Raw genomic sequence first — 17,028 nt, forward strand, 5'->3', positions numbered from 1 at the left:
GGGCTAGCTCTCGCCGTGGTCATGGTGGTGGTCATGGTCATGATCGTGGGTTTCCATGGCCGCCACCAGGCCGGCTTCCTGTCCGGCGATCGCCAGCCGTTTCATGTCGGCCACCGCCTCCTTGAGACCGACAAACAGCGAACGGGCGATGATCGCATGGCCGATATTGAGCTCGGTGAGCCCCGGAATGGCGGCGATCGCCTCGACGTTATGGTAGTGCAGGCCGTGGCCGGCATTGACCACCAGCCCCAGCTCCAGCGCCATCTCCGCGGCGGCACTCAGCCGCGCGTGCTCGCGCCGGGCCGCGTCACCGCTGGCCTCGGCATAGGCGCCGGTGTGCAGCTCGATCACCGGCGCGCCCACGGCTCTCGCCGCTTCGATCTGGGCGGGATCGGGATCGATGAAGAGTGATACCTCGCAACCCGCCGCGGCCAAGCGCTTGCAAGCGGCAGCAATGTCATCGCTGGCGCCTGCCACGTCGAGCCCGCCCTCGGTGGTCAGTTCCTCGCGCTTTTCCGGCACCAGGCAGACATGGGCCGGGCGAATCTCTTCGGCCAGCTCGATCATCGCCGGCGTCACCGCCATCTCAAGATTCATGCGTGTGTTGAGCACCTCGTTCAAGAGCCGAATGTCGCGCTCCTGAATGTGGCGACGGTCTTCACGCAGATGAACCGTGATGCCATCGGCGCCGGCCTCTTCAGCGAGCAGGGCCGCCTGAACCGGATCGGGGAAGCGTGTACCGCGAGCCTGGCGCAGGGTGGCGATGTGATCGATGTTGACGCCGAGCAGGATACGAGGGGGGAGCATGGCAATCTCTCCAGTAAGTCATCGGGGAAAAATTCGTGAGCAGGCGGTGCCTATCAGCCGGAACGGCGACGCGCGGCCAGCTGCTGCATCAATTCACGGGCCTTCAGGGGACGCTCGCCAAGCAGTGGCGCCAACGCGGCCCGGGCCAATGAACGGGCGGGCGCCGCCAGTCCAGGGGAGGCCCAGTCACCCTGTTGCAGCAGTTTGAGGGTGCGGCCATCGAGCCCGCCACCGTCATCATGGGCCAAGGCACTGAAACGACGCGCCTGGGCGCGGTAAACATAGCGCGTGTGGGGGTCAAGCTCGACGCCGTCGAGATCACAGAACACAGGCTCGCCGTCCAGCGCCTCGAGCAGCGCATACTCAAGACGACGCAGCGCACCGGCTCGATCACTGGGGCGGTGCAACGCCTTGAGTGCCGCCCCATAAAAGGCGAAGACCTCGGCCACCGGCAGCTCCAGCGGCAGCAACCGGGTCAGGAGTTCGTTGGCGTAGAAACCACACAGCAGCCCTTCTCCCGCCAACATGGGCGCGCTGCCAGTACTTTCCATCAGCCGCAGACGCTTCAACTCTCCGTTTCCCACCCAGGTCAGATGCAGGGGGGTGAAGGGCTGCAGACGCGCCCGGGAACGGCTGCCCGGGCGCTGCACGCCCTGGGCCACGGCACGAATGCGACCATGATCCAGGGTCAGCAGATCGACCAGAGCGCTGGTCTCGCGGTAGGGTCGCTTGTGCAGCAGAAACGCCGGCTGAGGCTGCATATCGAGGCTCAGTCGAGGTCGTAGCCCAGACTCTTCAAGGCCCGTTCATCGTCGGACCAGCCGCGCTTGACCTTGACCCAGAGATTGAGCATCACCTTGGACTCGAAGGCACGCTCCATTTCCAGGCGCGCTTCGCGACCGATCTTCTTGATGCGATCACCCGCCTCGCCGATCAGGATTTTCTTCTGTCCATCACGCTCGACCATCATCAGCGCACTGATGTGCAGGGTACCGCGCTGGTCGGTCTTGAATTCCTCGATTTCAACCGTCATCTGATACGGCAACTCATCACCCAGCTGACGCATGACCTTCTCGCGAACAAGCTCAGCGGCAAGGAAGCGCGAGCTCTTGTCGGTGATCTGGTCGTCAGGGAAGTGATGAATGCCTTCCGGCAGATGCTTGGCGACTTCGGCTTCGAGTTCCGGCACATTGGTGCCGTGCTTGGCTGAGATCGGCAGAATAGCGGCGAAGTCACGCTTGGCGCCGACCTGATCGAGCCAGGGCAACAGGCTTGCCTTGTCCTCGAGCCAGTCCACCTTGTTGACGGCGAGGATTACCGGCGCCTTGACGTGGGTCAGCTTGTCGAGCACCACCTGATCTTCCGGCGCCCAGCGGGTACGGTCGACGATAAAGACCACGCAGTCGATATCACGCAGTGCCTGGGTAGCCGCCTGGTTCATGAAGCGATTGATCGCCTTGTTACGATCCTTCGACATGATATGCATGCCAGGGGTATCGACATAGATGAACTGGGTCTCATCTTCCGTCTTGATGCCCATCACCTGATGGCGCGTCGTCTGGGGGCGACGCGACGTGATGGAGACCTTCTGGCCCAGGATACGATTCATCAGCGTCGACTTGCCGACGTTAGGACGCCCGATGATGGCGACGAAGCCACAGGATTGAGTCATGAGCGACCTCCACGGGGATCAAGGCGAGTAAGCGCCAATTCGGCAGCCTGCTGTTCGGCATGGCGCCGGCTCGAGCCGACCCCTTCTGTGTGCTCGTCGAGCATCTCGATATGGCACTCTACGGTAAATGTCTGGGCATGCGCCTCGCCATCCACGGTGACCACTTCATAACGCGGCAGCGCTGACTGACGGGATTGCAGGAACTCCTGCAGGCGAGTCTTGGGGTCTTTCTGCGTATCCTGCACATCCAGCGCCTCAAGACGCGTGGCAAACCAGGACAACACACGGGTTTTGGCCACATCCATGCCAGCATCGAGATAGATGGCACCGATGACCGCTTCGACGGCATCGGCGAGAATCGAATCACGACGATGGCCGCCGCTTTTCATTTCACCGGAACCCAGCCGCAGGCATTCACCTACAGAAAACTCCCGGCCCAGTTCAGCCAGGGTCTGACCCTTGACCAGACGGGCGCGCAGACGTGACAGCTGGCCTTCTCGGGCCTGTGGAAAGCGACGAAAAAGCGCCTCGGCGATCACGAAATTGACAATGGAATCGCCGAGAAACTCGAGCCGTTCGTTGTTCTGACCACCAAAACTGCGATGGGTCATGGCTAGCTCCAGCAAGCCCGGGTCGTCGAACTCATGGCCGACCCGGCGGCTGAAGGCATTCAAGGGGTTGCTCACGAAACTCCTGCTACTCTCTGAAAGGTTGTCATCATCGATGGGCATGAAACCGGTTGCGACCGCCGCGGCCGCACAACAGTGTCAGTCGATTACCCGGACCTCACTAAAGCTCGGCAGTCCGCCGTTCCAGTGCATCCACACCGCAAAGGCCTCGCCGACAATATTTTCCTCCGGCACGAAGCCCCAGTAGCGGCTGTCGTTGGAGTGGTCACGGTTGTCGCCCATCATGAAATAATGTCCCTCAGGCACGCGCAGCTCGCGCATCTGCGGACCTGGGTCACGAAAATCATTGTAAATGGGGTGGGTGGTATCGCCCAGGTTTTCCTCGAGCAACACTTCATTGAGCTGGTCGATATTGCTTTCGTCGACCAACTGCTTGGTCACCGCCTCGCCATTGATATAAAGCTGCTTGCCCTCGTAGCGAATACGATCACCCGGCAGGCCAATCACGCGCTTGATGAAGTTGACCGACGGGTCTTTGGGGAAACGGAATACCATCACGTCGCCCCGCTCGGGCTCACCGAGGTCCACGATCTCAGTGTTGGTGACCGGCAGACGTAGTCCATAGGTGAACTTGTTGACCAGGATGAAATCGCCGATTTCCAGTGTCGGCCGCATGGAACCCGAGGGGATCTGGAAGGGTTCGACGACGAAGCTTCTCAACACCAGCACCACCAACAGTACCGGAAAGAAGGAGCGCGCGTAGTCGACTAGCCAGGGCTCCTTGGCAGTGGTCCGGGTAGCAGCGCTTTCGCCACCTCCCGCTTCATGGCCAGATGCATTGCCAGAAGCAACACCTGATTCACGACCACGCGCATCGCCGCCGACAAGCGCCAGGCCTTGTTGGCGACGCTTGGACCACCAGACGCTATCGAGCAACCAGATCAACCCGGTGACCGCGACGGCCACCACCAGCAGAAGCGAGAAATCCATTTGTCAGTGTTTCCTAGTCGTTCACCTTGAGCACGGCAAGGAAGGCTTCCTGCGGGATCTCGACCCGGCCAACTTGCTTCATGCGTTTCTTGCCCGCCTTCTGCTTTTCGAGCAGCTTCTTCTTGCGGGATGCATCGCCACCGTAGCACTTCGCGGTCACGTTCTTGCGCAGCGCCTTGACCGTCGAACGCGCCACGACCTGGCCGCCGATAGCCGCCTGAATAGCCACGTCGAACATCTGGCGCGGGATCAGCTCCTTCATCTTTTCCACCAGCGCCCGACCACGGGAATGAGCATGATCACGGTGGATGATGATCGCCAGCGCATCGACCCGGTCACCGTTGATCAGCACATCCAGACGCGCCAGCTTGGCAGCCTCGAAGCGCTCGAAACTGTAATCCAGCGACGCATACCCTTTGGTAATCGACTTCAGTCGATCGAAGAAGTCCATCACCACTTCGGACATCGGCAGCTCGTAGGTCAGCTGAATCTGACTCCCCAGAAACTGCATGTCGAGCTGGGTGCCACGGCGTTGCTCACACTCGGTAATGACGTTGCCGACGAACTCCTGGGGCACCAGGATGCTGGCCCGCACCACCGGCTCGCGCATCTCGTCGACGGTGGCCATGTCCGGCAGCTTGGATGGGTTGGCGACATAGTCGATGTCACCATTGTCCATCACCAGCTCGTAGATCACGGTGGGCGCGGTGGTCAGCAGGTCGAGATTGTACTCCCGCTCCAGGCGCTCCTGGATGATTTCCATGTGCAGCGTGCCGAGGAAGCCAACGCGGAAGCCGAAGCCCAGAGCATCGGAGTTCTCCGGCTCGTAATCCAGAGAAGCATCATTAAGTGCTAGCTTCTCGAGGGCATCGCGGAAGTCTTCGTAATCATCGGAGGAGACCGGGAACATGCCGGCATAGACCTGCGGCTTGACCTTCTGGAAGCCTGGCAGGCGCGGCACATCAGGTGTCTTGGTGTGGGTGATGGTGTCACCTACCGGCGCACCATGGATATCCTTGATACCGGCGACCACGAAACCAACCTCACCCGCGCGCAGGACATCAGTTTGCTTGCGCAGCGGCGTGAAGATACCCACCTCACCTACCGACCAGTCGCGGCCGGTGGATGTCATGCGTATCTTGTCACCTTTCTTCAGAGTGCCATCAAAAACCCGGACCAGCGAAACGACGCCCAGGTAGTTGTCGAACCAGGAGTCGACGATCAGCGCCTGCAACGGCCCATCCCGATCCCCCTTGGGGGCTGGAATGTCACGCACCAGGCGCTCGAGCAACGCCTCCATTCCCATACCGCTCTTGGCCGACACCTGACAGGCATCGGTGGCGTCCAGTCCGATGATCTCCTCGATTTCCTTGCTGACTTTATCCGGGTCGGCCTGGGGCAAGTCCATCTTGTTGAGTACCGGCAACACCTCCAGGCCCTGCTCCACGGCGGTGTAGCAGTTGGCCACGGATTGCGCTTCAACGCCTTGGCCTGCATCGACCACCAGCAATGCGCCCTCACAGGCGTAAAGCGAGCGAGAGACTTCATAGGAAAAATCGACGTGGCCCGGCGTATCGATGAAGTTGAGCTGGTAGGTCTTACCGTCGTCTGCCAGATAATCCAGGGTGACCGACTGTGCCTTGATGGTGATGCCACGCTCGCGTTCGATATCCATCGAGTCGAGCACCTGTTCCTTGAGCTCGCGGTCGGTCAGACCACCACAGATCTGGATGATGCGATCCGATAGGGTCGACTTGCCGTGATCGATGTGGGCGATGATCGAAAAATTACGGATCAAGCTAAGGTCTTTGCTGGTCACGTTGTTGCTCATGCAGAGTCATCCGGTTCTTGGTACGCATCCTGGCGGCCATCAGTAGGATCCCGATGGGAGGGGCGTCTTGAATAAGAATGCCGGCATTGTACCGACTAGGGCTCGACAGGAACAGCGACGCCGCGGAGAAGCCCTGCTCCAACGAACGACGGGGCCCGCAGGCCCCGTCGTTCGTCTGGTCGGGTGTTACTCGGACTTGAGTCGCATCGCAACATAGAGCGAGCGCCCCTCACGATAGAGGCGAACCGGCACAGCACGGTCTGTGCCCAGGGACTCGATAACCGACATCAGCTGTTTGGGTGAAGAAATGGCTTGGTGATCCACCGAGACCAGCACATCGCCCGAGCGAATGCCCGCCTCCTGGGCAACACCTCCAGGCTCGACAGAATCCACGGCCACACCGCCATCGATCCCCAACCGTTCGAGCACCTGCTCATCGAGCGAGCTAACCGTCAGCCCCAGGCGTGCCTGACTGTCATCGGTCATGCTGGAAACCTGCTTGCCGCCTTCAGCATCTGGCCAGTCGCCGACGGTGACAGTGATCTCACGCTGGCGGCCATCGCGCATCACATCGAGCTCTACTTCCTCGCCCGGGCTTACCCGACCAATCAGTCTCGGCAAGGTACTGGAACGGTCGACATCCTGACCGTTGACGCCAAGAATCACATCGCCAGCTTCCAATCCATCGCGCGCTGCTGGCCCCTCGGGATCGAGATCGGCGATCAACGCCCCCGCCGGCCCCTCCAGGCCGAAAGACTCGGCTAGATCCTGGGAGACGGGCTGGATCACCACGCCCAACCAGCCACGATTGACCCGCCCATCACTCTTGAGCTGATCGGCCACATTCATGGCCACAGTGATCGGGATGGCGAACGAAAGCCCCATGTAACCACCGTTGCGGGTAAAGATCTGCGAGTTAATGCCGACAACCTCGCCATCGAGGTTGAACAACGGTCCACCAGAATTACCCGGATTGATAGCCACATCGGTTTGAATGAAAGGCACATAGGCATCGGTCGGTATGGTGCGATTGATGGCACTGACAATACCTGCCGTCACCGAATGGTCGAAGCCGAACGGCGAGCCTATCGCGGCGACCCATTCACCTACCTCCAGCCTATCGGAGTTTCCGATGTCAAGCGTCGGCAAGCTATCGGCATCAACTTTGAGTAGCGCCACGTCTGTCTTGGCATCGGCACCGACCAGTTCAGCCTTGAGTTCACGGCGATCATTGAGACGCACCAGAATCTCATCGGCGTCCTTGACCACGTGCGCATTGGTCATGATGTAGCCGTCTTCGCTGATCACAAAGCCGGACCCCAGTGACTTACGCTCGTGTTCACGTTTCTGCCCCCCCCCTGGCATAGGCAACTGGTCGCCGAAGAAGCGCCGGAATATCTCGGGAATATCCTCACCGCCGGGACCATGATAAGAAAAGCCACCTGAGGTCACCGTGCGAGTCGTCGATATATTGACCACCCCGGGGGCGGCCTGCTCGACCAGCTCAGTGAAGTCGGGAAGCTCTCTAGCCTGAGCAGAGGCACAGGCCAGCGTCAGCATGAACAACAAGGCAAAGACGAAAGAATGGCGAAGTGTGCGTTCCATAATCACTCCTGCAGCAGCATGGGAAGGCAATACGTGGATCAGCAAAGGATGAATGCAGATGCCCCTCTCTCATTGGGTTCTTGGCCACCCCATGACTATCCCCAATGTCTTTCTAGACATGATCGGCAATTCCGATGGTTACGTCGGAGCAGGGTCAAGCAATACCGGACGGTAAGCGGATGCCTGATAGCGGCCCCATAGAGAAAGGCATAATGCACCACCAAAAAGTCCAGCAAGAAAAGCGATGGGAACCAGCGGGTGACCGGGCACCAGCCAGATTTCGGCTGCCATGCCGCCCGCCAAGGATGTCAGCAGCGGCAAACCATAGACGGCCAGGGCTCCTTCAAGAAAACGGCGGGACGGCAGACCGATGCTGACCGTCTGGCCCACCGCCAACGGAACGGACGTGGTGACCGTGAACTGCCTGGGACGTGCTTGACGCCGAGTGGCCAGCAACCCCGTGCCGCATCCCTGGCGTGACGCACAGCCATCGCAGCCACGTTGGGGCAGTACGCTGATACGAGCCCCCTCAGGAATAAGGGCCTCGACTCGCGCTGTCGCTTGAAGCCAGTGATCCGATGACACCTCCACCGTCATGCTCATGGCGCTTCCTGCAAGGTCGACACATTATCGACAGCACCACTCGAGGCCGCATTCAGGGCATCGTCTGTAAGGCTTACCTGCTCGACCACCTTTATCAGCACCTCTGGCGGCATCTCTCCCATGGCGACCACCTGCATGGGATTACCATCCAATGTCAGATGCCGGACAGCCGCATAGGAAATACCCAGCCGGTGTAAACCGGGGGCCAGCGCTGGTCGCTCGGGCGAAAGAGGCTCTAAAAACATGCTGAGGCTGGAAATGCCATCACTGTAAAGGCGATGGTGCACCGCATCTGCATGCATGGCACTGGCCGTTTCGACGGGCTGAGGGACGAACCCGGGGGGCATCCAGCCTGGCTGCCAGCTATCGTCAGGCGGTGTCCGACCGCGATCCATATCGACCCGACCGTCAAACACACTCGGCTGTTCGATCTCTGTTATCTGGAAGGTCTCAAGCACTCGCCCCTGCGTATCAAGCAGCATCTGCTTGAGCGGCAGTGATGTCTTCTTGTCGAGCCATAGCCGCTGGCCAAAGCGCATATCATCAAGTGGCTCAACGTCCAGGCGAATCGCGGCGCGGCCAGCAATACGCTCCTCGCCACTGAGGCTCAGGCGATAGTGATCATCCAGTCTTGCCATGATCGCCTGTGGTGAGGCCTGCGCCTTGGCATCGCCTGATGACCAGCCACCACGGCCAATACGACCACGGCGCTCAAAAATGACCGGCTCGCCATCGAGAAAGCGCGCCACCTCGTGCTCGACACCATCCTGGACCTCATGGGTCAGTGCCAGTGTTCGCACGCCATCGCTGCCAATGCGTACCGCGCGGGCCTTGAACACATAGCAATGGCTGGCCCATAGACTGCGATCAAACCACTCGCTGGCGGTTGTCGGGGCTGCTTGTTCCACCAATCGTTGGCAATCATAGCCACTGGGTTCCTCTTCTGCGCCAAGGGCGGAAGAGGCGGGCCATGCAAGCGCCAACGCGGCCGACAACATCAGTGCGCAGGAAGACAAACGGCGGTGACCGATAGCTCGATTCAGGACAGGGAACACCATCATTAGTGCAGGCCTAATGACTCTTGGCCGGATGCCCTCAGAATAGGCATCCAGGCATCACCGCTACGATATGCCGCGCCCTCGGCGTGGCGATCCAGATAGGACTGCAACAGACGTGCTTGCTGCTGGTCTGCTCGCTGCGACTGACGCACGCTCGGCGCCATGATCATCGGTGACTCGACCGTAGCTCCGACATTCATCAAGCCGCGGCCTGAAGAGGACGACTGAAAGAGCGGCAGATCGACCAATGAGGGGCGCTGCACTTGGCTTGAGTTACCAGCGCTGGCCCCCGGCGTACTGGCCAACTCGGATTGACCTGACTCGGCACGCTCAGTCGACCCGTTATAGAACTGCACGCCGGTAATGACCATCAACGAAACAGCGGCGGCCGCCGCCGCATTGCCAGCATAGGAGCTCGCTCGAGAAAACAGACTGCGTGCTGGTTTGACCGGCGCCTCGACCTCTGGTGCCGGTTCATCGGCTAGCCGCGCCATGATGCCCGCCGAAAGATCTGCTGACACATCCACATCCCGGTCGCGATGCATCATGCTGCGAGCCAAGTGGTAGCGTCGCCAGGTTTCGGCCACATCCGGGGAATCGTCCAACGATTTGAGCACTCGAGGAAGTTCGAGATCGTCGGCCTCACTGTCCATCAAGGCAGACAATGACTCCCGTGAATTCTGGTTCATCAGTTACACCCTCACACTTAAAGGCGTGTCGCCCTAAGATCAGTTGTCGACTCGAGTGGTGACAACGTGTCATTACAGACCACGACCCGGAGCAAGACGGCTAACGCCACCCTGTCACTTGTCGGGCACTGCCACCGCGATAAATTCGACCCAAGCATGTGACGCCGAAAGGCGACAACAGTTCAGCCCCGAGATCAAAAAATGCCTGAATCTGTCACTCGGGAACCATATCCTGCGTCCTGGCGGTCACCACCAACGGCTGAATATGACGATCGACGGCCTCGCGGGCACGGAAGATGCGCGAACGCACCGTTCCTACCGGGCAATCCATGATCTGTGCAATATCTTCATAAGACAGGCCGTCGAACTCTCGCAATGTGATTGCCGTACGCAGATCTTCGGGCAGGTTATCGATTGCCTCGAAGACCGCCGCTTCTAGCTGGTCGCGCGCAATGGAGGCTTCTGGCGATTCGATATCGGAGAGCCGACCGCTCTGGTCGACGATCTCGGCGTCGACGATATCCATATCGCTGCCCGGCGGACGACGACCACGCGACACCAGATGGTTCTTGGCCGTATTGATGGCGATACGGTACATCCAGGTATAGAAGGCACTGTCGGCGCGAAACTTGCCAAGCGCTCGGTAAGCCTTGATGAAGGCCTCCTGCGCTACATCATGCACTTCTGCATGATCGTGCACGTAGCGACCGATCAGTCCGAGGATCTTGTGCTGATACTTCTTGATCAGCAGATCGAAGGCACGCGTATCCCCCCGCTGAGCACGCTCAACGAGTTGCTGATCGGTTTCTCGGGTGTCCATTCAGCCTCTCCCTGTGCAGGAGGCGCATGCAACCGACGCTACACTGGACGAGCACAGGTTACTGCATCGCCCGAGGGACGAGCTCTCGGTGAACACTGGAGGTAAACAAGCAGTCATAACGTCTCTGTGGAAACCTGGTGGCATTCGATGATGGTTATCCGTCAGTGTTCCTGTTTATTGGCATTCCATCAAGGATACGGCATGCCAACGGTAGCGAACCGCTGTGACAATGACATTCGTCAGCAAGTTCCTTACCGCCGTTGATTTTCACAGCCCCCACGGGCGATAGTAGGCGATACTTCATCTTTTAAACGCGCGTAATCACGTCACAGGTAGCGGCATGTCACAACAGCAGGTCAATAACCTCAACGTCCTGGCTCAGGATGTTCTGATCACCCCCGAGACGCTCAAGCAGGAAATCCCGCTGACCGGCAACGCCGAGCGCACGGTCGTCGAAGGCCGCGAGACCATCCAGCGTATCCTGGATGGCAGCGATCCACGTTTGCTGGTGGTCGTGGGTCCCTGCTCCATTCACGACGTGGATGCAGCCATGGACTATGCCCGGCGGCTGCGCCAGCTGGCCGATAAGGTCAAGGACAGCATTTACATCGTGATGCGCGTCTACTTCGAGAAGCCGCGTACCACGGTTGGCTGGAAAGGCCTGATCAACGACCCGCATCTCAACGGCTCATTCGAGATCGAAGAAGGCCTGCATATCGCGCGTCGCCTGTTGGTGGATCTTTCCGACATGGGTCTGCCACTGGCGACAGAAGCCCTGGACCCGATCTCGCCGCAGTACCTTCAGGACTGCATCAGCTGGTCGGCAATCGGTGCCCGCACCACCGAATCCCAGACGCATCGCGAAATGGCGTCGGGCCTCTCCTGCCCGGTCGGCTTCAAGAATGGGACCGATGGCAGCCTCGACGTAGCAGTCAATGCCCTGCAGTCGGTGGCGCATCCACACAACTTCCTCGGCATCGACCAGGGCGGCCAGGTAGCGATCATCCGCACCCGCGGCAACGCCTATGGTCATGTGGTATTGCGCGGCGGCAACGGCAAACCCAACTACGACAGCGTCAGCGTGGCCCTGGCGGAACAGGAACTGGAAAAGGAAGGCATCAAGCCGAACATCATGATCGACTGTTCGCATGCCAACTCCAACAAGGATCCGGCCCTTCAGTCGCTGGTGATGGAGAACGTCACCAACCAGATCCTTGAAGGCAACCGCTCGATCATCGGCCTGATGGTCGAATCCCATATCGGTTGGGGCAACCAGAAGATCAAGGACGACAAGGCCGAGATGGCCTACGGCGTCTCGATCACCGATGCCTGCATCGACTGGGATACCACAGTGTCCACCTTCACTGAGATGAACGAGAAATTGTCGCCGGTGCTGGCCAAGCGTCGCAGCGACTGATCGTTCGATCTTTCGTCAGTAAAAAAACGGGCCCGCCAATTGGCGGGCCCGGTTTTTTGATTCCTTGCAACACCCCACTGGCAACACCTCACACCCATGCGTAGAACGACGAACGGCCTTGATGGCGCCGCATGCGATGCGGCATCAGCCGCCCTGCACCACCCCATCGATCTCGCGAGTAAAGGGCGGCAAGCCATCGAGCAGCGCCTGGCCATAGCGGCGCGTCAGTACCCGCCTATCCAGCAGGGTGATGCGCCCGGAATCCTCCTCCTTGCGGATCAGCCGGCCACAGGCCTGGACCAGCTTGATCGAGGCGTCCGGCACGGTGATGCGCATGAAGGGGTTGCCGCCGCGGCTTTCGATCCACTCGGCAAGCGTGGCGCCCACCGGGTCGTCGGGCACCGCGAAGGGCAACCGGGTAATCACCACATGGGTCAGGTACTCGCCGGGCAGATCGATGCCCTCGGCGAAGCTTGCCAGGCCGAAGATGATGCTACCCTCCCCCGCATCGACCCGGGCGCGGTGGCGCTCGATCAGCTCGCGCTTGGGCAACCGGTCCTGCGCCAGCACCCGTTCGCGCTCGCTGCGTGGCAGCGCCTTTTCCACGGCGCGCAGCTGGGCTCGCGAGGAGAACAGCATCAGTACCGCCTCGTCCTCGCCCAGGCCCTGCACGAAGTCGACGATCGCACGCTCGTGTCCCTCGCGGTCACCGGGATCGACCGCCTCGCGGGGAATGCTCAGCACCGCCCGGGAATAATCGAAGGGGCTGGGCAGACGCTGGTAGCGATAGCGGTTAGCGAGCCCCGCTCGTTCTTGGATCCGCTCAAAGCGCCCAAGGGCGGTGAGGGTCGCCGAGGTGACCACCGCACCGTGACAGCTGCCCCAGAGGGTGCGCGCCAGGGTGTTGGCCGCCGATACCGGACTCGCCACGAAGACCAGCTCGGGCTCGCCGCCGACCTGCTCGAAACTCAGCCAACGCGCCCGGGGCGGCTCCTGCGTATCGTCGACCTCGCTGAAGGCCAGCCACAGGCCGTGGGCCTCCAGGGCGCGGCCATGCAGCAGGGCGATCAGCGGCAGCCAGGGCTCGGCCTGCTCCCGGGGCAGCCCGGTGGCTTTGTCCGGGTCGAGACTCTCGCGCAGGATGTCGGCCATGCTCTCGAGATTGCGCGACAGCTCGGCGAAGATCGTGACCAGAGCTCCAGCCTGCTCGCGCAATGGTTCTGGCGCACGCCCCATATCGAAGCGCATCTGGCGACTCTCCTCACCTGCGCCATTAGGCAGATCGGCAAGCTGATGACCGAGTGAAAAGACCTCACCCAAGCGGGGTTCCAGGGCCGCGATCGCTTCAGGAAAGCCCCCCAGCAAGCGGGCAAGCGTCGGCTGAACGCCGAGCGCGGTATTGAGTTCGGTCAAGGACTTCTTGAGGGTACGCAGCCAGCGAAGCGCGCCGTTGACGGCGAAACGATGCGTGAAGTGACCGATGGCCTTGTCGGGAAGATGATGCCCCTCATCGAAGACATAGATGCAATCGGAGGGACTCGGCAACACCGCACCACCGCCAAGCGCCAGGTCGGCGAGCACCAGGTCGTGGTTGGCAACGATGATATCGGCACTGTCCAGATAGCGTCGGGCACGGAAGAAGGCGCAGGCGCTGAAGTGGTCACAGCGGCGATTGGTGCACTGGCGATGATCGGTGGTCAGGCGCCGCCACTGAGGGTCGGCGATGGCCACCGGCCAGCTGTCTCGATCCCCTTCCCAGCGGCCGTTGCCGTACGCCTCGGCCAGCTCCTTGACCAGACCATGGAAATCGTCACCGTCACGGGACTCCATGGCCTGCTCGAACAGCGACAGGGTGGGGTTGTCCTCGACCCCATCGAGTGCCTGTTCGAGCTTGGCCACACAGATATAGCGCCCACGCCCCTTGGCCAGAGCATAATCAAAATCGAGCCCGCTGTGCTTCTTGAGCGCGGGGAGATCCTGATGCAGCACCTGTTCCTGCAGCGCCACGGTGGCGGTGGAAACCACCAGCCGCTTGCCGCGGGCCTTGGCCACCGGCAGCGCCGCCAGCAGGTAAGCCAGGGTCTTGCCGGTGCCGGTGCCGGCCTCGAGCACACAAACGTGCTCATCGGACGTCCGCTTGCCGTCATCATCGGTCTGAATACCGGCAAGGGTGCGGGCGATCTCGGCGATCATCAGCCGTTGGCCGTAGCGCGGCGCCAGCTCGAGGCCCTCGAGCACCCGCCGATAGGCGGTCTGGATGTCGCCCTTGAGCGCCTCGTCCAGCATCGTCGATATCGTCCTTACGGCCTTCGCCGTTACAGCGTGCCTTCCGGGGGATGCTCGCAGGGCAGTTTGTCGTTGATGTAACGCTCGATCTCGGGCAGCGAGAAGGCGTCTTCTTCACCCACGAAACTGATCGACACACCCTTGGCGCCGGCACGACCGGTGCGACCGATACGGTGCACATAGTCTTCCGGATCTTCCGGCAAGGTGTAGTTGACCACGTGGCTGACATCCTCGATGTGGATGCCGCGACCGGCCACATCGGTGGCCACCAGCACCCGCACGTCGCCTTCACGGAAGCGCTCGAGGGTTTCGATGCGCTTGGTCTGGGGCACGTCGCCGGAGAGCATCGCCACACTGACGCCGGCTTCGCGAAGCAGCTCATCGAGCTTGCGCACCAGGTCACGCCGGTTGCAGAACACCATCACCCGCTCGAGGCTGTCGTCCTTCAACAGATTGATCAGCAACCGCGACTTGTCCTCATCGCTGACCAGATAGACGCGCTGATCGATATCGGCGGCGTTGTCGACGGTGACCTCGATTTCCACATGCGCTGGATCCATCGTCCACTGGCTGGCCAGGTTGAGGATGTCCGGCGTAAAGGTCGCCGAGAACAGGAAGGTCTGACGCTCTTCCTTCTTCGGCGTGTGGCGAATGATGCGCTTGACGTCGGGGATGAACCCCATCGACAGCATGCGATCCGCCTCATCAAGCACCAGCACCTCGACCTGGGTCAGATCGATATCACGCTTCTCATGAAAATCGAGCAGCCGGCCAGGCGTTGCCACCAGGATATCGACATTCTTGCCCAACTGCTCGCGCTGCTGCTGGTAGTCCATGCCACCGACAACGCTCGCCACATTCAGCTTGGTAAAACGCGCCAGTGCCTTGGCGTCCTTCTCGATCTGCAGCGCCAGCTCACGAGTCGGCGCGATGATCAGCGCACGCGGCGCACCGGGCTTCTGACCATCAGGGGCCTCTTCCTCGAGGAAATAAGCCATCATCGAGATAAGAAAGGCAGCCGTCTTGCCGGTGCCGGTCTGGGCCTTGCCAACCACATCGCCGCCCAACAGGGTCTGGGCCAGTGCCTCGGCCTGAATGGGGGTGCAGTATTCGAAGCCCAGCGCATGGATGGCACGCATCAGCGGCAAGGGCAGGTCGAAGTCATGGAAGCGCCACTTGCCCGCGACGGCAGGCACCTGGAACTGGCGTATGTCCCAGCTGGACTGTGACTTGCGCGGCTTGCGGCGACGACGCTTTGGCTTGCGGGTCTGCGCCGGGGCGGGATTCTGTTCCGACTCGCTCATAGGCTGTGCTTAGGTCCCAATAACAGTGGATGTGATGCACTGACGCCAAGGTCAGGCCAGTTCCGGGTGGGGTATTGTACCAGCCCTTGGCCGCCACGGCTTGTCTGGGTGACATCTTGGCCAAGTTCGACGCGTCCTCACGCGCCGCTTCATCAAGATGATCGCCGTTGACTCGGTGAGTCGCTGTTGATAGCGCGCCGTGATTGCTAGAATGGCCGTCGCTCAGGAAAGGACATATTGTCATGACACGCAGAAAGAAGACTCGCTCGCTGGCCGACAAGGTGCAGCTCCGCACCGGACGGCGCAAGGATTACAAGCAGTGGCGCCACAACAACCCCGATGAGGTGGCGCCATCGCGTCGCTTCACCGCCAAGAAACAGGACCAGCGCAAGCAGCAGGCCGCGCGCAAGCTCGAGCGCATGCAAAAGGCGCAATCCATCGAGATTCATCCAGATAAGAAATCCCGACCCGACGACGAGGGCAAATAATGCGGTTGGTGTCGTTCAACATCAATGGTGTCCGTGCCCGCCCGCATCAACTCGAGGCACTCATCGAGGCGCATGCGCCGGACGTCATCGGGCTGCAGGAAACCAAGGTCCAGGACAGCGAGTTCCCGCGTGCCGCTCTGGAAGCCTTGGGGTACCACGTCTATTTCCACGGCCAGAAAGGCCACTATGGCGTGGCGCTGATGTGTCGCCAGGAACCCGACGAGGTGTTTTACGGTTTCCCCGACGATGGTGACGACGCCCAGCGACGCATGATCGGCGCCCGACTGAAGCTGGACAACGGTGAACACCTCACCGTATGGAACGGTTACTTCCCCCAGGGCGAGAACGTCGAGCACCCCACCAAGTTTCCCTACAAGGAACGCTTCTACGCCCAGCTGTCACGGCTGCTGGAAGAAGACTGCCAGCCGGACATGCGCCTTGCCATCATGGGGGATTTCAATATTTCTCCCGAAGATCGCGACATCGGCATCGGTGAAGCCAATCGCAAGCGCTGGTTGCGCGAAGGCAAGACCAGCTTTCAGCCCATCGAGCGTGCCTGGCTTACCCGCGTCAAGGATTGGGGGCTGGCCGACAGCTATCGTCTGGTGCACCCGACCCGGGACGACTACTTCAGCTGGTTCGACTACCGCTCCAAGGGGTTTGATCGCGATCCCAAGCGCGGCCTGCGCATCGACCATATCCTGGTCAGCCACCCGCTGTTTGATGCCGTCACTGATGCGGGCATCGACTATGCGCTGCGCGGCATGGAAAAGCCGTCGGATCACGCCCCGGTGTGGGCCGAACTGGCACTCTAGCCCGGCGCTCAATG

The 17,028-nt window shown here is 60.8% G+C and carries 16 protein-coding genes; 3 read left to right on the forward strand and 13 right to left on the reverse strand.

What is annotated here, in order from left to right; all coding sequences use genetic code 11:
- Window positions 1-3 precede the first annotated feature (3 nt).
- The 11 genes from pdxJ to rpoE form a co-directional block, all read right to left on the reverse strand.
- The gene (gene pdxJ / locus HF027_RS06945; RefSeq protein ID WP_168014175.1) at window positions 4-807 is read right to left on the reverse strand and encodes a pyridoxine 5'-phosphate synthase; all 804 of its coding nucleotides are present in this window, start codon (window positions 805-807) and stop codon (window positions 4-6) included.
- A gap of 53 nt (window positions 808-860) precedes the next feature.
- The gene (recO, locus tag HF027_RS06950; RefSeq protein ID WP_168014177.1) at window positions 861-1,568 is read right to left on the reverse strand and encodes a DNA repair protein RecO; all 708 of its coding nucleotides are present in this window, start codon (window positions 1,566-1,568) and stop codon (window positions 861-863) included.
- A gap of 8 nt (window positions 1,569-1,576) precedes the next feature.
- The gene (gene era, locus HF027_RS06955; protein ID WP_168014179.1) at window positions 1,577-2,479 is read right to left on the reverse strand and encodes a GTPase Era; all 903 of its coding nucleotides are present in this window, start codon (window positions 2,477-2,479) and stop codon (window positions 1,577-1,579) included.
- Complete coding sequence (gene rnc, locus HF027_RS06960) at window positions 2,476-3,165, reverse strand: ribonuclease III (RefSeq protein WP_168014181.1); 690 nt, start codon at window positions 3,163-3,165, stop codon at window positions 2,476-2,478. The genes era and rnc overlap by 4 nt, the downstream gene beginning before the upstream one ends.
- A gap of 81 nt (window positions 3,166-3,246) precedes the next feature.
- Window positions 3,247-4,098, reverse strand: coding sequence for a signal peptidase I (lepB, locus tag HF027_RS06965; RefSeq protein WP_168014183.1), 852 nt, complete (start codon window positions 4,096-4,098; stop codon window positions 3,247-3,249).
- A gap of 13 nt (window positions 4,099-4,111) precedes the next feature.
- Window positions 4,112-5,929 carry a translation elongation factor 4 gene (gene lepA / locus HF027_RS06970; RefSeq protein WP_168014185.1) on the reverse strand — a complete coding sequence of 606 codons (1,818 nt, stop codon included), beginning with the start codon at window positions 5,927-5,929 and terminating at the stop codon, window positions 4,112-4,114.
- 186 nt (window positions 5,930-6,115) lie between these two features.
- Window positions 6,116-7,534, reverse strand: a complete 1,419-nt coding sequence (locus HF027_RS06975; protein WP_168014187.1) for a DegQ family serine endoprotease — start codon at window positions 7,532-7,534, stop codon at window positions 6,116-6,118.
- A gap of 138 nt (window positions 7,535-7,672) precedes the next feature.
- On the reverse strand, window positions 7,673-8,137 hold the full coding sequence (locus HF027_RS06980) for a SoxR reducing system RseC family protein (RefSeq protein ID WP_168014189.1): 465 nt from the start codon (window positions 8,135-8,137) through the stop codon (window positions 7,673-7,675).
- The gene (locus tag HF027_RS06985; RefSeq protein WP_245184584.1) at window positions 8,134-9,045 is read right to left on the reverse strand and encodes a MucB/RseB C-terminal domain-containing protein; all 912 of its coding nucleotides are present in this window, start codon (window positions 9,043-9,045) and stop codon (window positions 8,134-8,136) included. Before HF027_RS06985 ends, HF027_RS06980 begins: the two co-directional genes overlap by 4 nt.
- Window positions 9,046-9,197: 152 nt before the next feature.
- A complete protein-coding gene (locus tag HF027_RS06990) occupies window positions 9,198-9,884 on the reverse strand; it encodes a sigma-E factor negative regulatory protein (protein WP_168014193.1) in 687 nt (228 codons plus the stop codon).
- A gap of 214 nt (window positions 9,885-10,098) precedes the next feature.
- Complete coding sequence (gene rpoE, locus HF027_RS06995; RefSeq protein ID WP_168014195.1) at window positions 10,099-10,704, reverse strand: RNA polymerase sigma factor RpoE; 606 nt, start codon at window positions 10,702-10,704, stop codon at window positions 10,099-10,101.
- A gap of 340 nt (window positions 10,705-11,044) precedes the next feature.
- On the opposite strand from rpoE, the gene HF027_RS07000 reads away from it, so the two are divergent.
- Entirely contained in the window at window positions 11,045-12,121 is a 1,077-nt protein-coding gene (locus HF027_RS07000) for a 3-deoxy-7-phosphoheptulonate synthase (RefSeq protein ID WP_168014197.1), read from the forward strand.
- Window positions 12,122-12,265: 144 nt separating this feature from the next.
- On the opposite strand, the gene dinG is transcribed toward HF027_RS07000, so the two are convergent.
- On the reverse strand, window positions 12,266-14,407 hold the full coding sequence (gene dinG, locus HF027_RS07005) for an ATP-dependent DNA helicase DinG (protein ID WP_168014199.1): 2,142 nt from the start codon (window positions 14,405-14,407) through the stop codon (window positions 12,266-12,268).
- A gap of 29 nt (window positions 14,408-14,436) precedes the next feature.
- Window positions 14,437-15,711 carry an ATP-dependent RNA helicase RhlB gene (gene rhlB, locus HF027_RS07010; RefSeq protein WP_168014201.1) on the reverse strand — a complete coding sequence of 425 codons (1,275 nt, stop codon included), beginning with the start codon at window positions 15,709-15,711 and terminating at the stop codon, window positions 14,437-14,439.
- A 242-nt stretch (window positions 15,712-15,953) separates the two neighbouring features.
- Between rhlB and HF027_RS07015 the strand changes: the two genes are divergently transcribed.
- Together HF027_RS07015 and xthA are read left to right on the forward strand one after the other, a co-directional pair.
- Complete coding sequence (locus tag HF027_RS07015) at window positions 15,954-16,199, forward strand: hypothetical protein (protein ID WP_168014203.1); 246 nt, start codon at window positions 15,954-15,956, stop codon at window positions 16,197-16,199.
- The gene (gene xthA, locus HF027_RS07020) at window positions 16,199-17,014 is read left to right on the forward strand and encodes an exodeoxyribonuclease III (protein WP_168014205.1); all 816 of its coding nucleotides are present in this window, start codon (window positions 16,199-16,201) and stop codon (window positions 17,012-17,014) included. The genes HF027_RS07015 and xthA overlap by 1 nt, the downstream gene beginning before the upstream one ends.
- Window positions 17,015-17,028 lie beyond the last annotated feature (14 nt).

The organism is Halomonas salinarum (assembly GCF_012062845.1).
GTDB lineage: Bacteria > Pseudomonadota > Gammaproteobacteria > Pseudomonadales > Halomonadaceae > Onishia > Onishia salinarum.

Excerpts from the sequence above, each read along its gene's own strand:
- pdxJ (WP_168014175.1), bottom strand. The coding sequence starts at position 807 with ATGCTCCCCCCTCGTATCCTGCTCGGCGTCAACATCGATCACATCGCC.
- recO (WP_168014177.1), bottom strand. The coding sequence starts at position 1,568 with ATGCAGCCTCAGCCGGCGTTTCTGCTGCACAAGCGACCCTACCGCGAG.
- era (WP_168014179.1), bottom strand. The coding sequence starts at position 2,479 with ATGACTCAATCCTGTGGCTTCGTCGCCATCATCGGGCGTCCTAACGTC.
- lepB (WP_168014183.1), bottom strand. The coding sequence starts at position 4,098 with ATGGATTTCTCGCTTCTGCTGGTGGTGGCCGTCGCGGTCACCGGGTTG.
- lepA (WP_168014185.1), bottom strand. The coding sequence starts at position 5,929 with ATGAGCAACAACGTGACCAGCAAAGACCTTAGCTTGATCCGTAATTTT.
- HF027_RS06975 (WP_168014187.1), bottom strand. The coding sequence starts at position 7,534 with ATGGAACGCACACTTCGCCATTCTTTCGTCTTTGCCTTGTTGTTCATG.
- HF027_RS06980 (WP_168014189.1), bottom strand. The coding sequence starts at position 8,137 with ATGAGCATGACGGTGGAGGTGTCATCGGATCACTGGCTTCAAGCGACA.
- HF027_RS06990 (WP_168014193.1), bottom strand. The coding sequence starts at position 9,884 with ATGAACCAGAATTCACGGGAGTCATTGTCTGCCTTGATGGACAGTGAG.
- rpoE (WP_168014195.1), bottom strand. The coding sequence starts at position 10,704 with ATGGACACCCGAGAAACCGATCAGCAACTCGTTGAGCGTGCTCAGCGG.
- HF027_RS07000 (WP_168014197.1), top strand. The coding sequence starts at position 11,045 with ATGTCACAACAGCAGGTCAATAACCTCAACGTCCTGGCTCAGGATGTT.
- dinG (WP_168014199.1), bottom strand. The coding sequence starts at position 14,407 with ATGCTGGACGAGGCGCTCAAGGGCGACATCCAGACCGCCTATCGGCGG.
- rhlB (WP_168014201.1), bottom strand. The coding sequence starts at position 15,711 with ATGAGCGAGTCGGAACAGAATCCCGCCCCGGCGCAGACCCGCAAGCCA.
- HF027_RS07015 (WP_168014203.1), top strand. The coding sequence starts at position 15,954 with ATGACACGCAGAAAGAAGACTCGCTCGCTGGCCGACAAGGTGCAGCTC.
- xthA (WP_168014205.1), top strand. The coding sequence starts at position 16,199 with ATGCGGTTGGTGTCGTTCAACATCAATGGTGTCCGTGCCCGCCCGCAT.